Here is a 20848-nt window from a genome sequence, read left to right on the forward strand (position 1 = left end):
CTGTTTTTTCTAGTTTCATCTTATATTGGAATAATTCCAATTACAATTCCAGTAATCAACATAACCATTGTCGTTCCAACAGCCCAAAGTAAAGTGAATCGTTGGTGTTCACCAAAATCAACCTTGGCCATTCCGACTAATAAATAAGTGGAAGCAACGAGGGGACTCAGTAAGTGAACAGGTTGACCGAGTAACGAAGCACGTCCCATTTCTGCTGCACTAATTCCGTAAGCGGCAGCAGCTTTCGTTAAAATAGGTAATACACCGAAGTAAAAGGCATCATTAGACATGAAAAATGTGAACGGCATACTTAGTAAAGCTGTAATAATTGGAAGTTGGGGGCCAAGTGCATCTGGTATAAGAGTAACAACACTTTGAGCCATTGCATCTACCATTTTTGTTCCAGATAGAATACCTGTGAAAATTCCAGCAGCAAAGACGAGAGAAACAACCGCTAATACGTTTCCAGCGTGAGACGCAATACGCTCTTTTTGTTGTTCTAAGTTAGGATAGTTAATCATAACAGCAATAGCAAAAGCGACTGTAAATAAAACAGGTAACGGCATAATCTCTAGTATGAGACAAACGAGGAGGGAAGCAGTTAATAAAAAGTTAATCCATAGCAGTTTCGGGCGTTTATGTATTTCAGCTTCAACTGTCGCAGCTTGCTCATCCATTGTTTGCATTTGTTTTAAATATTGTACATCCATAATTCCTAAACGTTTTCTTTCTTTTTTTCCAAGATAATAGGCAACGAAAACTACCCAAATTGCACCAGCAATCATTCCTGGTATAAGTGGTGTGAAGAGTTCTGAGGCATCAAGTCCAAGAGCACTCATAACCCGAGCAGTTGGTCCACCCCAAGGTGTAAGATTTGTCACACCTGCTCCTAACATAACAACCCCAGCTAATATAAGTGGATTCATTCCAAGACGTTTATATAGTGGATACATTGCGGAAACTGTAATCATATATGTTGTTGTTCCGTCACCATCTAATGAAACGATAATAGTAAGAATAGCTGTACCAACAACAATTTTTAAAGGATCACCTTTTACAAATTTTAAAATTTTACTAATAACAGGATCGAATAAACCGCTATCAATCATAATTCCGAAATATAAAATGGCGAACATAAGCATAATACCAGTAGGTGCTAGCTTTTGAATTCCTTCTAACATCATCGGGCCCATATTGGCATAAAAGCCACCAATTAATGCGAAAGTAATTGGAATTAATATTAATGCTACTAAGGCTGACATACGTTTAGTCATAATCAAAAACATAAAGACGAATACCATTGCAAATCCAAGTAATGCTACCATGTAATCTCCCCCTCAAAAAATGATTGCGCTTTCAATATAAAACGAAAATTCAGATAAAAGGTTTTTTATTTATAATAAAAGGTTCAATTCGAATGGTAAATAATTAAAGAAATAACATCATTAGAAGCATAATCTTTATTTTGATCATTTTGTTCACGAGGTAATTTTGAATTTTTAAAAAGATAAATACCTGTATACAAGAATGGTAGAATAAGGTGAAAAAGAGAAGCGCGTGAAGTAGGGAGTAGATTTTGAATGGAAACAAGAATAGAAGAGATTTATAGTTCATGTACAGGAATAGTAGAAGAGATTTGTATTAATGAATCCTCTTACGTATATGAATGGGAGAAATTAATGATGATCCGAAAAAATGACGGTGAGATTGAAAAAATCGCAGTAGGCATCAGTGGAAATATAAGATTAGTAAATGTAGAAGTTGGACAGAACATTGATGCGGACACATTATTAGTTAAGCTGGAAGATGATTTATTAATTACTGGTTGTGAATGATGAGAGATGTGTAGAAGTAACTGCACATCTCTTTTTTGTTCCATATATTACAAAAAAAACATTGTTTTTTCACAAATCTCACACAACCTTTTGATATTCTTTTCGTGGAGTAAACGGTTTTTAGGGAGGAATATTGATGAGGATAAAATATGTCGTACTTGTTATATGTTTATGTTTCGTATTTACAATAGTAGGGTGTGGAAAAAAGGAAATAGAAGTTGTTGCAGTTGATGAGAAAAACGATAAGTGTGATATTTGTCAAATAGGGGTAATGGATAATCAATTCACAACAGAAATTATTTTGGAGAGTGGAAAAGCATTAAAATTTGATGATATTGGCTGCATGTATAAATGGATGGAGATCAATTCAGGTGAAAAGACGAAAGAAAAATTTGTTCGAGATTATGATTCGAAAGATTGGGTTTCGTTAGAAGATGCTACTTACGTATATGATAAAACAATAACGACACCGATGGCTTATAATGTCATTTCATTTAAAAATAAAAAAGATGCAGAGAGTTTTGTATCTAACTATAAGGGGAAAGTTCTTTCGTATAAAGAGCTATCAGAGCATAAATGGGAAATGAATAAAGAGATGATGGGAAAACCGAAAACAGGGAATCACGGTGGGCATCATTAATAATAGAAAAAGACAACTATATAGTTGTCTTTTTCTATTATTACTCAGGTGCAAATATAGAAAAGGTGTAAAAATTTTAGAAGAACGGTTACAATGGAATATAGTAACCTAAAGCAATCATTTATGTACTTTTTAGAAATATATACAAATGCGGTAAAAACGTGCTAAACTAATTGCTTCATAATGTTAATGATGAGGCCATCAGGCGTATCATTCCAATAGGTTGAGAAACATAGTATAAGTTTAAGATAATCCGATTAAAGAAGGAATCTAAAGGGCTTATGGATAAATGTACTCAAGAAGAGTTATTGTATGTGATGGAGGAATGGTTAAGAAAACATTATCTTTCATAGGAGCTGTAGTTGTGAGAAAACAAAAAATTTTATTATGTATGTTATTAGGACTTTTAATGACGGTAGTGGCTTGCGATAAGCAAGAGGAGCCAGAATCAAAACCGGTTCATGTGAAAAACGAAAAGAAAAAAGAAAAGCATAAAGAACAGGAAGAATCTAAAGAAGAAAAAAGTATAAATTTAATGGACAAACAGTTGCTACTTTCTGCGACGCTTGGAGACACAGAAACAGCTATGAAGCTGATCCAAGATGGAGCGAATATCAATGTAGAAGGTGACAACGGAGAAACGCCTGTCCTTGCAGCGACGTATCAAAATCATGTAGAGACAGTTAAAGCATTAATTGATGCGGGTGCTGATATTGAAATTCAAGACGAAAAACAAAGTAATCCATTTCTTTATGCAAGTAGAGAAGGATATACGGATATTGTAAAAGTATTAATTAATGCAGGAGTTAATACGAAGGAAACGACTAAGTCAGGTGGAACAGCACTTATTTCTGCATCTGAGCGTGGCCATGTAGAGGTTGTTAAAGAATTATTAGAGCATACAGATATTGATGTGAATTATAAGAATGAACGTGGTGGAACAGCTTTATTAGAAGTAATTGTATTAGGAAATGGTAGTGAAAGTCATAAGAAAGTAATTCAAATGCTTATTGACCACGGGGCAGATGTAAATATGGCCAATAAGGAAAATATTACGCCGCTGCAATATGCTGAAAAAAGAGGTTTTAAAGATATTGCGAATATGTTGAGGATAGCTGGAGCGAATGAAGTAGTACAGCCGCAACCACAACTGGCGGAATAACAAGCTGAAGAAATAAAAAGCACGAAATAATCCCATTTAGATAGACAGAATGAAGAAGTCATTTTAGTATGATGGATTCAGTAATGTGTATTTAAATGGGATTTTTGTTTTGAAAAAATGGATGGATGCTATATCGAGAAGGCTACAAATAGTAATTAAGGAGGGTATAAATGCGATTTTCAGAACTTGAGTTAATAGCAATTCAGGCAGAAGTTTTATTTGTTCATAATCAAGTAGGAAGAATAAAGTGTGTAAATGAAAATGGAAATCTGAAAGCACCACGTTTTTTTCTTAGCAGAACTCGTGAAGGCAATATAACGAGGTATCATTATAAACTGCATGGTGAAATGATAAGTAAGATTGAGAAATTAATTCGAGAATGCTCAAATCACATTGAGATAGCAAAGATCATTAAAGTATTAAATGAAGAGAGAACGGTGGAGAATATTTGGGTGGGTCCTGCTTTCATGTTTCCTAATAATTTACATAAGCCAACTAGAACAATACAAATAACAGAGAAGAATAAAGAGCTTTTGCGAGAAAATTTTTCTAATCTAATAGAACAGATGGAATGGAGGCGACCTTATTTTGCAATTGTAAAAAATGAAAAGGTAGTTTCTATATGTTGCAGTGCCAGAAGTACGCCCGTAGCTGCTGAGGCAAGTGTGGAAACTTTAGTGGAGTTTCAAGGGAATGGATATGGTGCTGATGTCGTTACAGCCTGGGCACTATCAATACAAGAGGAAAAGCGCATTCCGCTTTATAGTACTTCTTGGGATAACTTTGCTTCGCAAGCAGTGGCGAGAAAACTAAAACTCATTAACTATGGAATGAATTTACATATTGATTGAATTTTAAACATTGTTGTGTTCTGTTGGGATTTATTCGTATATCTAGATTATTGTAAAAGTAATATGGTGAATATTAACATTCGATTAACATCTAATTAACAATTTATCAAAACTGACTTAATAAATGCGTAATATAGTAAAGGTAACAAAATAACTAGGGTAGAGAACATTTGAGAACACCCGCTTACATATAACGTGCCGCTTTCTTAAGTGTGCTCTATTCCCTAGAGTTCAAATAAGGAGAAAGGTGTTCTATGTAAGTAGGTGTTTTTAGTTTGGATAAAAATAGAAAAGCTAGGTGGAATAAATGTTTAAAGAACCTTATATTGCGATGATAAAGGATTGGGAAGGGTACAAAACATACAAAAAATTACCGGAAACAGTTTTTCTTATGACTGGTTCAATGCTGGAGTTACCAGAGCGTGTATATGAACTACAGAAACATGGACACGATGTATTTCTTCATTGTGATTTTATACAAGGCTTAAATACGAACACAGAGGAAGCACTTTTATATATTCAAGATGTTATCGGAGCACAAGGTATTATTTCGACAAAGGGATCGACAATTCGAAATGCCAATAAAATTGGATTGAAAACGATTCAACGCATTTTTATTGTTGATACTTTATCTCTTACAAAATCAATTGAAAATTGTAAAACGACTAAACCGAATGCAGTAGAGATTATGCCTGGCATTATGCCTTCTATTATTAAACAGCTAGCGGAGGAAATAAAATTCCCTATTATTGCAGGTGGGCTGATTCAAACGCGAGAGGATGCAGAAATCGCAATTCGTGCAGGAGCAAGTGCAATTTCAACGAGTCATTATGAAGTGTGGATACAAGAAGAAAAAAGGAGTGCAACCTTGTGATTGAATTGAAAAATGTTTCAAAGGTATATAAAAATGCGGAAGAGACAGCAGTTAAAGACGTATCAGTTCATATTAAAAGAGGAGAATTTTTTGTTTTAGTTGGACCTTCGGGATGTGGAAAAAGTACATTATTACGAATGCTGGCTGGTTTAGAAGAAATTTCTTCGGGAGATTTAATTATTAATGAACATGTTGCAAATGATTTAGAGCCAAAAGATCGTAATCTATCAATGGTATTTCAAAATTATGCGCTATACCCACATTTATCTGTAGAAGAAAATATTTTATTTGGACTTAAGGTAAGAAAAGTACAGAAAGAAGAACGACAAAAACGATTGATGGAAGCTGTTGAGATGGTAGGGTTGAAGGAATATGTCAAAATGAAGCCTGGGCAACTATCAGGTGGACAAAGACAGCGTGTTGCACTTGCTAGGGCCATCGTCAGTCAAGCACCGATTTGTTTAATGGATGAACCACTTTCGAATTTAGATGCGAAATTACGTGCACAGATGAGGATTGAAATTAGAGAAATTCAGCAACGATTAGGAATTACGATGATTTACGTTACTCACGATCAAATAGAAGCAATGACTATGGGAGATCGTATTATGGTTTTAAATAAAGGAAGTATACAACAAGTTGGAACACCGCTTGATATATATAACGAACCAGCAAACGAATTTGTTGCAAGTTTTATAGGTTCTCCTTCTATGAATATAAATGATGGGGAAGTGGATAAAGAAAAAGGCATATTACATATAGGGCAATTGCAAATTCCATTATCTATTGGACAGTTAAAGCAATTACCAGAAGGAATAATTCGAATCGGCATGCGTCCTGAGCATATTGCATTGTCTGAGGAAGGACAAGAAGTTACGCTACAATCTGTAGAAGTATTAGGGAATGAATCTATATTAAACTTTGCGGTAAATGGAACAACTTGGAGTGCGAAAGTCATCGGACAGTTACTCCTGAACAAAGGTGACAAAGTAAAATTATTATTCTCGCAAGAAAAACTATGCTTCTTTCACCAAAATACGAATGAACGATTAAAAGTGGTGGCTGAAGAAGAGTTGAAAGTGGTGGCGAAATAATGATTGAAGTAGGTAAGTTACCAGTTCAAACAACAGTGTCAAAAAAGAAGAGTTTATGGGGCAGAACGAAAGATTTAAGAATAGGATTATTGTTTTTGGCGCCATCTATTTTGTTATTTTCAATTTTTCTTTTCTATCCATTGTTTAGGACGATCTACTATAGCTTTTATTTAACAGATATACACGGAGAAGCTAATCTTTTCGTTGGCTTAGAAAATTATCAATATTTATTTTCGGATCCTGCTTTCTATAAAAGTATAAAGTCAACTTTATTATTTGTTTTATATACAGTGCCTACTAGTATTGTATTCGCCTTATTTCTTGCATTAATTGCAAATGAAAAAGTAAGAGGGATCGGGTTATTCCGAGTACTGTTTTCTTCAACGATGGGAATATCAGTAGCTGCTAGTGCAGTGATTTGGCTATTTTTATTTCATCCAAGTGTAGGGTTATTTAATAATATATTAGCCTCTATGAATCTTCCGGCAATCGCATGGTTAACGAGTCCGGACTGGGCACTGTTTTCTGTATCGGTTACAACGGTTTGGGTGAATACAGGATTTGCATTTTTAGTTATATTAGGTGGTTTACAAAATATTGATACGTCTTTATATGAGAGTGCATCTATAGATGGTGCTAGTTATTTACATAAGCTTCGCCGCGTCACATTACCGATGCTATCACCAACTTTATTTTTTATCGTGACAGTAACGTTAATTAGTGCATTCCAAAGCTTTGGACAAATTGATATTTTAACGCACGGTGGACCGAATGATGCAACGAATTTAATTGTGTACTCGATTTATAAAGAGGCATTTGTAAATCATCAATTTGGAACAGCAAGTGCACAAGCGATGGTATTATTTATTTTCATTTTTATTGCTACATTGATTCAATTTAAGTTTGCTGAGAGAAAGGTGCATTATAAATGATCGTTAAACAGTGGAAACAAAATTTCCTATTATACATGCTGCTCATTATTAGTGCAGTAATGGTGTTTTTTCCTGTACTGTATGCGTTTTTAATAAGCTTTATGACACCAGACGATATTCAAATGAGAAGGTTATTTCCAACTCAATTTACTTTTGATAATTTCATTAATATTTTTCAAAAAGTACCTCTTTTTACATACTTATATAACAGTTTAATTGTATCGACAGTTGTTATGCTTGGACAACTTATCGTATCCAGTTTAGCAGCTTATGCTTTTGTTTTTCTTCAGTTTAAAGGTAGAAACTTAATTTTCTTCTTGTTTATTTCAACAATGCTTATTCCGTGGGAAGCAACGATGGTACCGAACTTTTTAACGATTCAAAACTTCGGATGGATTAATAGTTTTGCTGGGATGACGGTGCCGTTTTTTGCAACAGCTTTCGGTATTTTCTTACTACGTCAACATTTTATGACACTTCCGAATGAACTGAAAGAAGCTGCTTTTATTGAAGGGATTGGAAATGTAAGGTTTTTATTCAGTGTTGTAATTCCGTATTGTAAAACGAGTTTTATTACGCTTGGAGTATATAGCTTTTTAACAACGTGGAATATGTATTTGTGGCCGCTCTTAGTAACCACTGATGAAAAAGTAAGAACGGTTCAAATTGGTGTAAAGCAGCTTCAATCTCAAGAAGTTGCAACTGATTGGGGCAGTGTAATGGCCGGTGTTACGGTTATCGTCATTCCAACGTTGATTTTACTATTTTTAGGGCAAAAGCAATTACAAAAAGGATTAACAAAAGGTGCAATTAAATAAGCATACATAGGAAAAGGTGGGATTGAGATGAGTTTATTGAAAAAAAGTGCTGCTCTTTTAATGGCAGCCACAATGGCATTAACCGGCGCAGCTTGTTCAAATAGTAAAACAGAGGGGAAACCTGAAGCACAGGCAAAAGTAGCTCCAGTTGAAAAGAATGGTGATAAAACTGTAATTCGTTTCTGGCATGCAATGGGTGGAAAAACACAAGGTGTACTAGATGGGCTTGTTGCAGACTATAATAAGTCGCAGAATAAATACGAGATAAAGGCAGAGTTCCAAGGAACATACGAAGAGTCTTTAACGAAATTTAAAACGATGTCTGCAACGAAAGAAGCGCCAGCTCTTGTTCAATCGAGTGAAATTACAACGAAGTATATGATTGATAGCAAAAAGATTACGCCTATCGATAGCTGGATTAAAAAAGATAAGTACGATACATCAAAATTAGAAAAAGCAATTACGAACTATTATTCAGTTGATGAAAAAATGTATTCTATGCCGTTTAATTCATCTACACCAGTATTAATTTATAATAAGGATGCTTTCGCGAAGGCTGGATTAGATCCAGAGAAAGCTCCGCAAACATATGATGAGTTAAAAGAAGCGGCGAAAAAGTTAACGATTAAAGAAGGCGGAAATGTAAAGCAGTATGGATTTTCAATGCTGAATTATGGTTGGTTCTTTGAAGAGTTGTTAGCGACACAAGGTGCTTTATATGTAGACAACGAAAACGGCCGTAAAGATGCTGCAAAGAAAGCGGTATTTAACGGAAAAGAAGGTCAAAAAGTGTTTGGGATGTTAGATGAATTAAATAAAGCTGGTGCACTTGGAAAGTATGGAGCAAGTTGGGATGATATTCGTGCTGCGTTCCAGTCTGGACAAGTTGCTATGTATTTAGATTCTTCAGCTGGTGTTCGTGATTTAATTGATGCATCTAAGTTTAATGTAGGCGTTTCGTATATTCCGTATCCAGAAGATTCGAAACAAAATGGTGTTGTTATTGGCGGTGCATCATTATGGATGACGAATATGGTTTCAGAAGAAACGCAGCAAGGTGCTTGGGACTTTATGAAATATTTAACGAAGCCAGATGTACAAGCAAAATGGCATACTGCAACAGGATATTTCTCAATTAATCCAGATGCATATAATGAGCCGTTAGTAAAAGAGCAGTATGAAAAGTATCCGCAGTTAAAAGTAACGGTAGAGCAATTACAAGCAACGAAGCAATCTCCAGCAACTCAAGGTGCATTAATTAGTGTATTCCCAGAATCAAGAGATGCAGTCGTAAAAGCATTAGAAGCAATGTATGACGGGAAAAATAGTAAAGAAGCGTTAGATGAAGCTGCAAAAACAACAGATAGAGCAATTAGTATTTCAGCTCGTACGAGTCAAAAATAAGAGAAAGCCGCATCCTTTTTCAGGATGCGGCTTTCTCTATTGGGAGATAAGGGATCAAAGAAATGATGAAGTCTTATCTCTTTTATATGAGTAAAGGGTCTAGAAAGAATATTGTCCTTTTCATTATTTGTTTAACTCCATTGCAACTTGTTTACCATTTACGAAAACCTCTGCCACTGCTACTACAACTTCCATCACTTTTTTCATATCTCATCTCTCCTTGTTTTTTGTTTCATTTCTTACTTTTAGTATAAAGAAATATAGTAATTGCAACTATCGAATTGGATGACAAGAGACTTACAGTGTTGTAAGGATAATAGTTTTATTTGTAATAAATGCTATTTCGAATTATGATTCAGAAGTTTCTGTCGTTTTAATCTATAATTAGAAAGAGAATGGTTTAGAAAGAAGGGGAAGAAATGAAGAGAATACTTGTTATTAGTGATATTCATGGAGAAATAGAAAAGTTCGAACAGTTATTGGAAGAAGCTCAATACGATGCAGGACAGGATCAATTGATTTTATTAGGGGATTATATAGATCGTGGTCCAAATGCGCGTGCAGTAATTGAAAAGGTAAAAGAGTTAAAAGAAGCGGGAGCCCTCGTTCTAAAGGGCAATCATGAAGATATGATGATCAAGGCGTTAACGACTGATGAGGAACGTTCATGGAACCATTGGGTAAAAAGGAATGGTGGAGATAAAACGTTATATAGCTATGGATTTGTAGAAGAAGACATTGCGGTTAATGAGGAAAACTTCCAAAAACCGATTTTACAATCTCATATATTAGAGGAACATGTAACGTTTATTCAAGAATTAGATCATTACATTGAAACAGAAGAGTATATCTTTGTACATGCTGGTGTTGAGCCGATGAACCGAGTTTCTGAATCTGAACCATATACATTAATGTGGATCCGTAATGAATTTCATAATGGATATAGCGGCGAAAAGGTTGTTGTATTTGGCCATACGGAAACAAAAATGCTTCATGGTAGTGAGAATTGCGGAGTGTATTTTGGTAGTAATCGTATTATTGGAATTGATGGTGGGGCTGTGTATGGTGGTCAGTTAAATTGTTTGGAGTTGCCAAGTAAAAAGGTATATGTAGTAAAAAATTGAAAGAGATAAGAGGAATCTTATTTCTTTCAATTTTTTATTAAGCAAAATTTAAGAAAGAGCCTTTATAATAAAGGTTCAAAATTTTATATCGAGCAAAACTTTAGAAGGAAATAGTTGAAAATGAAATTACATAATATGATTACATTATTTCGTTATGAAGAGAAGAGATGCAATAATAAAGAGAGTTGAAATAGATTGTGGAAGGTGAGAATATGCGCTTACTTGTAGTAGAAGATAATGCCTCGTTATTAGAGTCTATCGTACAAATTTTACGTGATGAATTTGAAGTGGATACGGCAATGAATGGGGAAGACGGCTTGTTTTTGGCGCTGCAAAACATTTATGATGCAATTTTGCTTGATGTGATGATGCCAGAAATGGACGGATTTGAAGTGATTCAAAAAATACGTGATGAAAAGATTGAAACGCCAGTCCTGTTTTTGACAGCGAGGGATTCTTTAGAAGATCGAGTGAAAGGATTGGACTTTGGTGGAGATGATTATATTGTTAAACCGTTTCAGGCCCCTGAATTAAAAGCGAGAATTCGTGCATTACTACGCAGAAGTGGTAGTTTAACAACACAGCAGACCATTCGCTATAAAGGGATTGAATTGTTCGGAAAAGATAAAGACATTCAAGTAGATGGACAAGGTATTAAGCTGACATTAAAACAATATGAGCTACTAGAGTATCTCATTCAAAATAGCGGGAAGATTTTAATGCGTGAACAAATTTTTGATCGTGTTTGGGGATTTGATTCTGATACGACAGTAGCAATTGTAGAAGTGTATGTACATCATTTACGTAAAAAATTAGAACCATTCGGTTATCAGAAAGATATTCAAACCGTTCGTGGTATTGGATATATATTAAAAGAACAATGAGAAAGGGAAGCATGTTTCAAAAGACACGTATTCGTCTAACTATATTGAATTCGTTAGTATTTATCCTATTAATAGGTGTATTAGGTAGTATTATTTATTCGTACACATACAAGCGTACTTATAATGAAGTGGATCAATCTATAAAAATGATAACTCAGTATAGAGAAAAATTTGATGTTAAAATGCCACCACCAAGAAAACGTATAGAGAATATCAAAATTCGAGACCCACGGATAACTATAATAACTTGGAATGGAAAAATAGTGGAGATAGAAGGCGATAACCATAAATTTCGCTCTAACTTTGAAGGGGATTTGGAAAAGTTTTCTCCAAAAAAGGTAGGGGATTTGCAAGATATTGAAGTGCAAGGACGATATTTTAGAATGTTTGCGTTTCAAGAAGATGGAAAAATAGTTCAAATTGTACGTGATACAACAGCTGAAGAAGAAATGCTAAATACTTTATTTTTAATTCTCATAATAGGTTGTAGCATAGGCAGTCTATGTGCAATAGGTATCGGTTTTTTCCTAGCTGGCAGGGCACTCATACCTATTCAAAATTCATGGGAGAAACAGCAGCAATTCGTTTCCGATGCATCACATGAATTAAGAACACCGCTTGCAGTTATTCAATCAAAAACGGATGTATTATTCCAGTCCCCATCCGCTACGATAGAAGAAAAAGCCGTGGATATCTCTACAATTTCAAAAGAATGTAGGCGGCTATCGAAACTCGTTAGCAATTTATTGTTGTTAGCACGTTCGGATTCTAATCAAATTGAGATGGATAAGAAAACATTTGAACTGGATAAGTTGTTAGAAGAAATTATAAATCCATATAAAGAAATTGCCTCTTATCAAGAAAAAGCGATGATATTAAAAGTAGAACATGATATAACGTTTATGGGTGATAGAGAGAGAATCCATCAAATGATGGTCATATTGTTAGATAATGCGATGAAGTATACGAATGAAGATGGGCATATTCAAATTGATTGCACACAAACGAGTAATTCAATTCGTATACGGGTGAAAGATAATGGGATAGGAGTTAAAGAAGAAGATATTCCAAATTTATTTGATCGTTTTTATCAAGGAGACAAAGCAAGAAGTATGTCAGAAGGAGCTGGGTTAGGTCTTTCAATCGCTAATTGGATTGTAGAAAAGCATTATGGAAAAATATCGGTAGAGAGCAAATGGGGAGAAGGAACTTGTTTTGAAGTGATTTTCCCAAAAAATCAAAGATTATAAGTGAGAAGACGACCTTGTTTTTACAAGGTCGTCTTTTTTAAGGGAAAGTTAAGGAATAACTTGTAGCATGTATTACATAATGGAAACTTGTGATGGAAAGAAAAGATGTAAGTTTTTTTGAATGAACTGGATAAATCATAAGGTTATTTCTAACAGAGATGAAGTTTATGTATAGTATAAAAAAAAATTATGGGAAAGCTGGAAAAAGAAAGCGTGAGAGGGAGGAAGAAGTCTTGAAAAAGAAAATGATGATGGTATTCACTATTGGAGTAATGAGTTTAAGTATATTAGGGGGTGCCTCCCCTTCTGGAATGACAAAAGGAAAGACAGATTACACGCAGCGTAGTAAAGAACAATTAAATGATGGGAAAATACATGCAATGCATACGGAAGAAAAAGCGGAAAAGTTAGGCATTGAAACGGATGGGAAAGAACAAATTACGTTAGAAAAAGAAATTCATGAGACGGAAGTAGGAAGAGAAGCTAATCAATTAGGTATCTCGGCAGAAGGGAAAGATGTTGGAATTCTTTCAGAAGAAATTTATGAAACAAAAGTGAGGAAAGAAGCGTTGAAACTAGGAATATCTATAGAGAATACGTCGATTGTAAGTTTAATTGATCAAATTAATAAGATTAAAATTAATAATGAAGCAGAAAAGCTTGGTGTTTCAACTGAAGGAAAAGAAATAGAAGAGATTGAGGAAGAAATCTACGGAACGAAAGTTAGAGAAGAAGCAGAAAAGCTAGGTATTGCTCAACAAGGAAAAGAGATGGAAGAGTTAGCACAAGAAGTGTACGAACAAAAAGTACAGGAAGAAGCAAAAAAATATCATATTGATTTATATGGCAAAGATATATATCAAGTATTAAGAGAAATAAATGAGCAAAAGGTAATAGAAATAGCAGATGAGCTAGGTATGGATAGAACGAATTTGAAGATTCAAGATTTAGCGGAGAAGATAAATCTTGAACAACCTGAAAAGGGAAAAGAGCTTAAGTTTGTTCCTATGGTTCAAACAGATGCTGATGCGTTTTATTCGTATTTAACGAATTAAAAAGGGCGTGAGAGTGATACGAAAATGGAAGTGGTATATATGTATGGCCTTACTATGTATAGGGGTATGGGGTGCATATACAAATGGAATTACAAAGTATGTGGAGAAAGTAAAGGGGGTACTATTTTCAAGTGTACAAAGTCAAAAACGAATAGAGTTTAGTAATAACGATGAAAAAGTCATGTTATCAAATGTGCCTTTAATTCAGCAATTACCAGAGTTAGATAGAGGCTGCGAAGTAACAAGTTTAGCGATGATGTTACAATACGCAGGTGTTTCTGTAGATAAGATGAAATTAGCAAATGAAATAAAAAAAGTTAATTTTATGGAAGATGGTGTACGTGGGAATCCGAATGAAGGATTTGTAGGGAATATTTATACCTTTTCTGAATCCGGATACGGTGTATATCACGGACCACTTTTTCAGTTAGCAAAAAAATATTTACCGAATAAAGCTGTGGACTTAACAGGGAAGAGTATAGAAGAAATTTATAAGAGTGTAAAAGCAGGGCACCCGGTAGTCATGATTACGAATGCAACATATGCTCCTTTAGATGAAGATGAATTTACTACATGGGAAACAAATAGTGGGGATGTTTCTATTACGTATAATGAACATTGTGTTGTACTTGTTGGGTACGATAAGGAATCTGTATATATTCGAGATCCCCTCGATGATAGCTTAGATGTAAAAGTGCCAAGAGGAAAATTTGAACAGGCATGGGTGCAGATGGGGAGTCAGGCAATTAGCTATGTAAATAACCCCAAATAAATTAGGAAGAAGAGCATGAACTATATAACTATAAGGTGAAGGATAAAGATTTAAGGAATTGTAAGAGAAGCTGTTAAAAAACAAGAGAACTTTAGCTTATTATATATGCTAAAGTTCTCTTGTTTTTTAGGATTAAAATGTTTAGGAGAAGTGGATATGTAAAAATGCATAATTGACGAAAAAATTACATGTTATCATTATATATTGTTTTATACATGTTGATTGTATAAAATTACACAAGTGTTCTATTACATAAAGGAGGCTTATTATGCAAAATATATTTAACTGGGTTAAAAGTATGAGTATCAAGAAAAAATTAATCATTTCATTTTTTATTATTTTAACTATACCAGGACTTATTATCGGTGGTGTTTCATATCAAACTGCCAAAACAAATTTTGAACATCAAATGACCGATAAAGCAAAGGAGAATATTTCAGTTTTAAATACTGTTATTTCTCAAAATATAGAAGAGAAATTTGTTGATGCGACGTACTTTTCAGACATCTTAACAGAGGATACATATCCAAATGGACAAGAAGAAATAGTAAGAACGAAGTTAGCACAATATATAAAGCTTCATCCAGAAGTAGAAGGTATTTATATTGGAACGCAGACGGGTAAGTTTATAAGAGAACCATTTATTCAAATGTCTGATGGCTATAACCCAACAGATAGATCATGGTATAAAGAAGCGCATGAAAATAAGGGAAAGGTAATTGTTACTGCACCGTATCAATCAGCATCTACAAAAAATATGGTAGTGACAATTGCTAAAGAAGTAAAAGATGGTAAAGGTGTTATAGGTATTAACTTGAATTTGGATAACATCCTCAAGGTTTCAAAAATGATTAATATTGGTGAAAAAGGCTATGCAGTTATTTTAGATCAAAATAAGCAAATTGTTAGTCATCCGTCTAGAAAGCCAGGTTCAAAGGTTACTGATCCTTGGATTAAACCAATTTATGAAGACAAACAAGGAAATGTATCTTATACAGAACAAGATGATAAAAAGAATTTAATCTTTACAACAAATGAGAAAATAGGATGGAAAATAGTTGGAGTTATGTTTGACGAAGAAATTATGCAAGCTGCCAGTCCAGTGTTTTATAAGACTTTGATTGTCATAGCTATCGCTATTGCATTTGGTAGTGTATTAATTTATTTCATTACAAATTCTATTACAAGGCCATTACGACAAATAGCTGAATCGGCACATAAAATTAGTAAGGGAGATTTAACAGAAAAAATTACAATCCATTCCAAGGATGATATAGGGAAACTAGGGAATGCATTTAATGAAATGTCTACGTCTTTACAAGATGTGATCACCCAAATTAGCTTTTCAGCAGAACATGTTGCAGCATCGGCAGAAGAGTTAACAGCGAGCGTACAGCAAGCGAATGATGCGACAGATCAAATTACAATTGCAATGGAACAAGTATCAGGTGGGGCTGAATCACAAAGCCAAGGTGTTGAAGAAGGCGCGGCTACATTACAACAAGTAAATACAGCAATTCAAGATGTAACTGGAAGCGCAGAGTCAATTTCTATTTCCTCATTACATGCGCGAGAAAGAGCTGAAGAGGGAGAAGATTTAGTTGAACAAACCGCAAAACAAATGCAGTCTATTTCTAGGTCGGTATCCCAGTCAGATGCTATTATTAAACTTCTTGATGAGAAATCAAAGCAGGTAGGAGCTATTTCTGAAGCAATTCAAAACATTGCTACTCAAACGAACTTATTAGCTTTAAATGCAGCTATTGAAGCGGCAAGAGCAGGGGAACAGGGCCGAGGCTTTGCTATTGTAGCAGATGAAGTAAGAAAGTTAGCAGAGCAATCAGGAGAGTCATCCGGAGAAATCGCGAATTTAATTACGGAAATTAAGGCTGATATTGAACATACTGTTAAGGCAATGGATAATGTGAGTGGGGAAGTTCAACAAGGCTTAGATGTTGTAACAAAAACGAAAGTAAGTTTTACAGAAATTTTAAGTTCTACTACTCATATTGTTTCTCAAGTTAATCAAATGGTAGAAACAACGAAGAGTATAGCTGGAGATGCAAACGAAGTAACAAATGCTATTGATGAAATTGCAGCGGCGGCAGAAGAAAATACAGCTAGTATGCAAAGTGTTGCAGCTTCAACAGAAGAACAAGTAAATTCGATGGAAGAAATTAGTTCGGCTTCGCAAAACTTAGCTGAGATGGCCGAAGAACTACAAGCAATGACTAGTAAATTTAAAGTATAATAACAGCAAATAAGTAAGGTGAAAATAATATCACCTTACTTATTTTTATATTCAGTAATTAGGGGAGTCATTAACGGGATGAAAAAAAGAAAAAGACTATGGGATTTATGGAAAACGATTACATTGTTAGTTTGTACGGTTGTAATTTTTTCTTTACTTGTTACAGATATATTAATTAGTCATAATGTAGAGCGGACAACGGAGGATAGCCAGGCAGAGAAAGCGAAAACAATTGCACATATTGTGGCGAATGATTCAGTTGTAATCAATGGTTTGATTGGGAAAGCAGATACTTCAGCAATCCAAACGTATACAAATAGGATATTAAAAAATACAGGTGTTCAATTTATTGTAGTTATGGATATGGATGGAATAAGAAAATCTCATCCAAATCCTCAAAAAATAGGTCATCATTTTATTGGGGGAGATGAAGGACCTGCATTGAAAGGGAAGGAACATGTATCGCTAGCAGAAGGAACTTTAGGTATTTCAATGCGAGTGTTTGTACCAATATTTTCTGAAACAGGGGAACAGCTTGGAGCAGTAGCTGTCGGTATTTCAGCAGATAATGTAAAAGAAAGAGTTAAGCAAAGTAGACATATTATTTATATTGGTGTCGGAGTTGGAGTATTAGTTGGGATTATAGGAGCAATATTGCTAGCTAGACATATAAAGAAAAGTTTATTTGGTCTTGAGCCGCATAGGATAGCAAAAATTCTTGAAGAAAGAAATACGATGTTGCTTTCGGTGAAAGAAGGTATTATTGCTGTAGATAAAGAGGCGAATGTAACTTTAATAAATAATGAAGCGAAACGGCTATTTAAAAAAAGTGGACTGGAAGAAGACTTTATTGGTAAAGATGTTGAATTGTATATGCCAAATTCACGTATAAAAGAAGTGTTGCAAACAGGCGAGGTACAATTAAACGAAGAACAAAATATTTACGGAATTACGATTGTCACAAATCGTGTTCCTTTATATGTAAAAGGAGAAATAGTTGGCGCGATCGCAACATTTCGTGATAAAACAGAAATTAGAAAATTAGCAGAGGAACTAACTGGTATTAGGCTATATGCGGAAGCGTTACGGGCACAATCTCATGAATTTATGAATAAAATGCATGTCGTATTAGGGCTCACACATATGAAACAGTATGAAGAATTGCAGAAATATGTAAGTAGTATGGTATCAGAGCATCAATATGAAATTGGTGGGGTTATGAAAAGAATAAAAAGTCCAGTATTTGCTGGTTTTTTACTAGGTAAACTTAGCTATGCTAGGGAGAAAAATATAAAGTTAATTATAAGTGAAGATTCTTACTTGCCGGAAATATATGATGAAAGTATTACTCATGAACTTATTACGATTGTAGGGAACTTAATAGATAATGCATTAGAGGCAGTGATACATTGCAAAAAGAAACAAGTTGAAGTTGGGATACAATATCAGAATGCATTAACTATTACAGTGCAAGATACGGGGAAAGGTATAGAAGAAGACGCAGTGGATGCATTATTTACAAAAGGTTATTCCACAAAAGGGGATAATCGCGGTTATGGTTTGTATCTTGTAAAAGAAAGTATACAGCGAATAAATGGGGAGATTCACATCTCCTCCTTATTAGGAGAGGGAACAACGATAACAATTGAAATACCTAAAGGTAGGGATGAGAAGCAAATATGATTAAAGTTTTAATTGTAGAAGATGATCCGATGGTTGCGATGTTAAATACGCATTATTTAGAGCAAGTGGGAGGGTTTGAACTTGTCCATGCAGTTAACTCAGTTAAAGCAGCGATAGAAGTATTAGAGGAATCACGAGTAGATTTAGTATTACTTGATATTTTTATGCCTGAAGAAACTGGATTTGAGCTTTTAATGTATATTCGCAACCAAGAAAAAGAAATTGATATTATGATGATTTCAGCTGTACATGATATGGGAAGTATTAAAAAAGCATTACAATATGGAGTTGTAGACTATCTAATTAAACCATTTACATTTGAACGCTTTAAGGAAGCATTAACGGTGTATCGAGAAAAATTTACTTTCATGAAAGAACAACAAAAAATTAGTCAATCGGAATTAGATTCGTTAATTTTACAAAAAGAAAAAAGAGAGTCCTTTGACTATAAAGAGCTTCCGAAAGGATTAACAAAGCAAACATTGCAACTCATTTGGCAGAAAATCGAATCGCTTAATGGACAAGCATTTACAACTGATGAAATGGCGCAATTAGTAGGGGTTTCGAGAGTTTCTATTCGAAAGTATGTAATGTTTTTGACTGAAATCGGAGTATTAGAGAATGAAATGGTGTATCAAAATGTGGGAAGACCGGTGAGTAAATTAAGGTGTATTGACCGGAATAAAATAGACTTTTACGTATAAGCGGCTTATTATAAGTCGCTTATACTTTTTTTAATTACAAAACCAATTACAAAACTTACAAAAACTATTTTTACTATTGAAAGCGTTTTAATATTGTTATTAAGAAAACAAGGGGGTGCCATATGGGAATTCAAAAAAATGTGGAAGCGGTATCATTTTCTGAAGGCAATGAATTGAAAAGTGAATCTTTCGCTTCTAAAATTATGAACGTTAAAATCGGTGTTATACCTTTACCGTTATATGTAGTATTGGCTGCTATTATTTATGGAGCATCTGTATATAATAAATTACCAGCAGATATGATTGGTGGTTTTGCAGTTATTATGATCATGGGTATTTTCTTAGGTGATATTGGAATGAGAATTCCAATATTAAAAAATATCGGTGGTCCAGCAATTCTCTCATTATTTATTCCATCGTTACTTGTATTTTTTAACTGGATGAATCCAGCTTCAATGGAAGCTGCGACTATGTTAATGAAAAAATCGAACTTTTTATATTTATATATTTCTTGTTTAGTAGTTGGAAGTATTTTAGGAATGAACCGTAAAGTGTTAGTGCAGGGTTTCGTTCGTATGTTTATTCCTTTAGTAGTAGGAACGTTAGCTTCTGTAGCAGTGGGCTTATTAGTCGGTTCACTATTTGGATTTGAAATGAAGCAGACATTTTTCTTTATCATCGTACCAATTGTGAGTGGTGGTATCGGAGAAGGGATTTTACCATTGTCGCTAGCTTATAGTGATATTTTAAATGAATCATCAGCAACGTTTGTATCACAGCTTATTCCGGCAGCTATTATTGGGAATATGTTTGCAATCGTGAGTGCAGGGTATATGAAGCGTTTAGGTGAGAAGAGACCTGAGCTTAGTGGTAACGGTGTATTAGTAAAAACAGACAATCAAGCAGATTTATTAAAGGAGCAAAATACAGAAAAACCAATTGATTTCTCATTAATGGGAGCAGGATTATTGATTGCATGTACATTCTTTATTTTCGGAGGATTCGCTTCTAAGTTTATCGGTATTCCAGGAGCAATCATTATGATTTTTTCAGCGGCAATTGTGAAGTACTTTAATCTAATGCCAGCAAAAATGGAGCAAGGAGCATTCCATTTATATAAATTCATTTCAAAGAATTTAACATGGCCATTAATGGTCGGTTTAGGATTGCTATATATTCCGTTAAAAGACGTAGCAGCAGTTCTTTCGGTAGGATATGTTGTTGTGTGCGCATCGGTTGTTCTTACAATGGTAGCGTCAGGTTTTCTTGTAGGGAAAGTGATGAAAATGTATCCAGTTGAATCAGCGATTGTAACTGGATGTCATAGTGGTTTAGGTGGAACTGGAGATGTTGCTATTTTATCAGCTTCAAATCGTATGGAATTAATGCCGTTCGCACAAATTTCAACGCGTTTAGGTGGGGCTGCAATGGTCGTAACAGCGACAATTTTATTAAAAATGTTTTCATGATCAAACAAGCTAGCTATATTCATATAGCTAGCTTGTCAAATTAAGG

19 protein-coding genes are annotated in these 20848 nt (G+C 34.5%); 18 read left to right on the forward strand and 1 reads right to left on the reverse strand.

Annotated elements, in window-relative coordinates; translation table 11 throughout:
* Positions 1–20 precede the first annotated feature (20 nt).
* Positions 21–1325: a CitMHS family transporter gene (locus LCF45_RS02850; RefSeq protein ID WP_002091080.1), complete on the reverse strand. Its 1305-nt coding sequence runs from the start codon at positions 1323–1325 to the stop codon at positions 21–23.
* Between the two features lie 255 nt (positions 1326–1580).
* On the opposite strand from LCF45_RS02850, the gene LCF45_RS02855 reads away from it, so the two are divergent.
* The 18 genes from LCF45_RS02855 to LCF45_RS02940 all read left to right on the forward strand — a co-directional run bounded on the left by LCF45_RS02855 (position 1581) and on the right by LCF45_RS02940 (position 20802).
* Complete coding sequence (locus LCF45_RS02855; protein WP_002169200.1) at positions 1581–1835, forward strand: hypothetical protein; 255 nt, start codon at positions 1581–1583, stop codon at positions 1833–1835.
* Positions 1836–1971: 136 nt separating this feature from the next.
* The gene (locus LCF45_RS02860) at positions 1972–2475 is read left to right on the forward strand and encodes a nitrous oxide reductase accessory protein NosL (RefSeq protein WP_002125106.1); all 504 of its coding nucleotides are present in this window, start codon (positions 1972–1974) and stop codon (positions 2473–2475) included.
* 289 nt (positions 2476–2764) lie between these two features.
* Positions 2765–3637, forward strand: coding sequence for an ankyrin repeat domain-containing protein (locus LCF45_RS02865; protein WP_002125108.1), 873 nt, complete (start codon positions 2765–2767; stop codon positions 3635–3637).
* A gap of 170 nt (positions 3638–3807) precedes the next feature.
* Positions 3808–4488 (forward strand): GNAT family N-acetyltransferase, encoded by a 681-nt coding sequence (locus tag LCF45_RS02870; RefSeq protein ID WP_002125110.1) that lies wholly within the window; start codon positions 3808–3810, stop codon positions 4486–4488.
* Positions 4489–4795: 307 nt separating this feature from the next.
* Complete coding sequence (locus tag LCF45_RS02875; RefSeq protein ID WP_002186908.1) at positions 4796–5362, forward strand: glycerol-3-phosphate responsive antiterminator; 567 nt, start codon at positions 4796–4798, stop codon at positions 5360–5362.
* Positions 5359–6456 carry an ABC transporter ATP-binding protein gene (locus LCF45_RS02880; protein WP_002169198.1) on the forward strand — a complete coding sequence of 366 codons (1098 nt, stop codon included), beginning with the start codon at positions 5359–5361 and terminating at the stop codon, positions 6454–6456. The genes LCF45_RS02875 and LCF45_RS02880 overlap by 4 nt, the downstream gene beginning before the upstream one ends.
* On the forward strand, positions 6456–7388 hold the full coding sequence (locus LCF45_RS02885) for a carbohydrate ABC transporter permease (protein WP_002125116.1): 933 nt from the start codon (positions 6456–6458) through the stop codon (positions 7386–7388). The genes LCF45_RS02880 and LCF45_RS02885 overlap by 1 nt, the downstream gene beginning before the upstream one ends.
* Positions 7385–8206, forward strand: a complete 822-nt coding sequence (locus LCF45_RS02890; protein WP_002125118.1) for a carbohydrate ABC transporter permease — start codon at positions 7385–7387, stop codon at positions 8204–8206. The genes LCF45_RS02885 and LCF45_RS02890 overlap by 4 nt, the downstream gene beginning before the upstream one ends.
* Before the next feature lie 27 nt (positions 8207–8233).
* On the forward strand, positions 8234–9610 hold the full coding sequence (locus LCF45_RS02895) for an ABC transporter substrate-binding protein (RefSeq protein WP_002134301.1): 1377 nt from the start codon (positions 8234–8236) through the stop codon (positions 9608–9610).
* A 419-nt stretch (positions 9611–10029) separates the two neighbouring features.
* A complete protein-coding gene (locus tag LCF45_RS02900) occupies positions 10030–10734 on the forward strand; it encodes a metallophosphoesterase family protein (RefSeq protein WP_002125121.1) in 705 nt (234 codons plus the stop codon).
* A gap of 212 nt (positions 10735–10946) precedes the next feature.
* Entirely contained in the window at positions 10947–11618 is a 672-nt protein-coding gene (locus tag LCF45_RS02905) for a response regulator transcription factor (protein ID WP_002091066.1), read from the forward strand.
* 11 nt (positions 11619–11629) lie between these two features.
* On the forward strand, positions 11630–12868 hold the full coding sequence (locus LCF45_RS02910) for a sensor histidine kinase (protein ID WP_002125123.1): 1239 nt from the start codon (positions 11630–11632) through the stop codon (positions 12866–12868).
* Between the two features lie 233 nt (positions 12869–13101).
* A complete protein-coding gene (locus tag LCF45_RS02915) occupies positions 13102–13923 on the forward strand; it encodes a hypothetical protein (RefSeq protein WP_003187233.1) in 822 nt (273 codons plus the stop codon).
* Between the two features lie 43 nt (positions 13924–13966).
* Complete coding sequence (locus tag LCF45_RS02920) at positions 13967–14695, forward strand: C39 family peptidase (protein ID WP_003187235.1); 729 nt, start codon at positions 13967–13969, stop codon at positions 14693–14695.
* A gap of 409 nt (positions 14696–15104) precedes the next feature.
* Positions 15105–16946, forward strand: a complete 1842-nt coding sequence (locus LCF45_RS02925) for a methyl-accepting chemotaxis protein (RefSeq protein ID WP_373688952.1) — start codon at positions 15105–15107, stop codon at positions 16944–16946.
* Between the two features lie 78 nt (positions 16947–17024).
* A complete protein-coding gene (locus tag LCF45_RS02930) occupies positions 17025–18629 on the forward strand; it encodes a sensor histidine kinase (RefSeq protein ID WP_263894522.1) in 1605 nt (534 codons plus the stop codon).
* Positions 18626–19333, forward strand: coding sequence for a response regulator (locus LCF45_RS02935; RefSeq protein WP_078203665.1), 708 nt, complete (start codon positions 18626–18628; stop codon positions 19331–19333). Before LCF45_RS02930 ends, LCF45_RS02935 begins: the two co-directional genes overlap by 4 nt.
* 122 nt (positions 19334–19455) lie before the next feature.
* Positions 19456–20802, forward strand: coding sequence for a 2-hydroxycarboxylate transporter family protein (locus LCF45_RS02940; RefSeq protein WP_002125134.1), 1347 nt, complete (start codon positions 19456–19458; stop codon positions 20800–20802).
* Positions 20803–20848: the final 46 nt, after the last annotated feature.

It is taken from the genome of Bacillus sp. 41-22 (assembly GCF_025809295.1).
Taxonomy (GTDB): Bacteria; Bacillota; Bacilli; order Bacillales; family Bacillaceae_G; genus Bacillus_A; species Bacillus_A mycoides.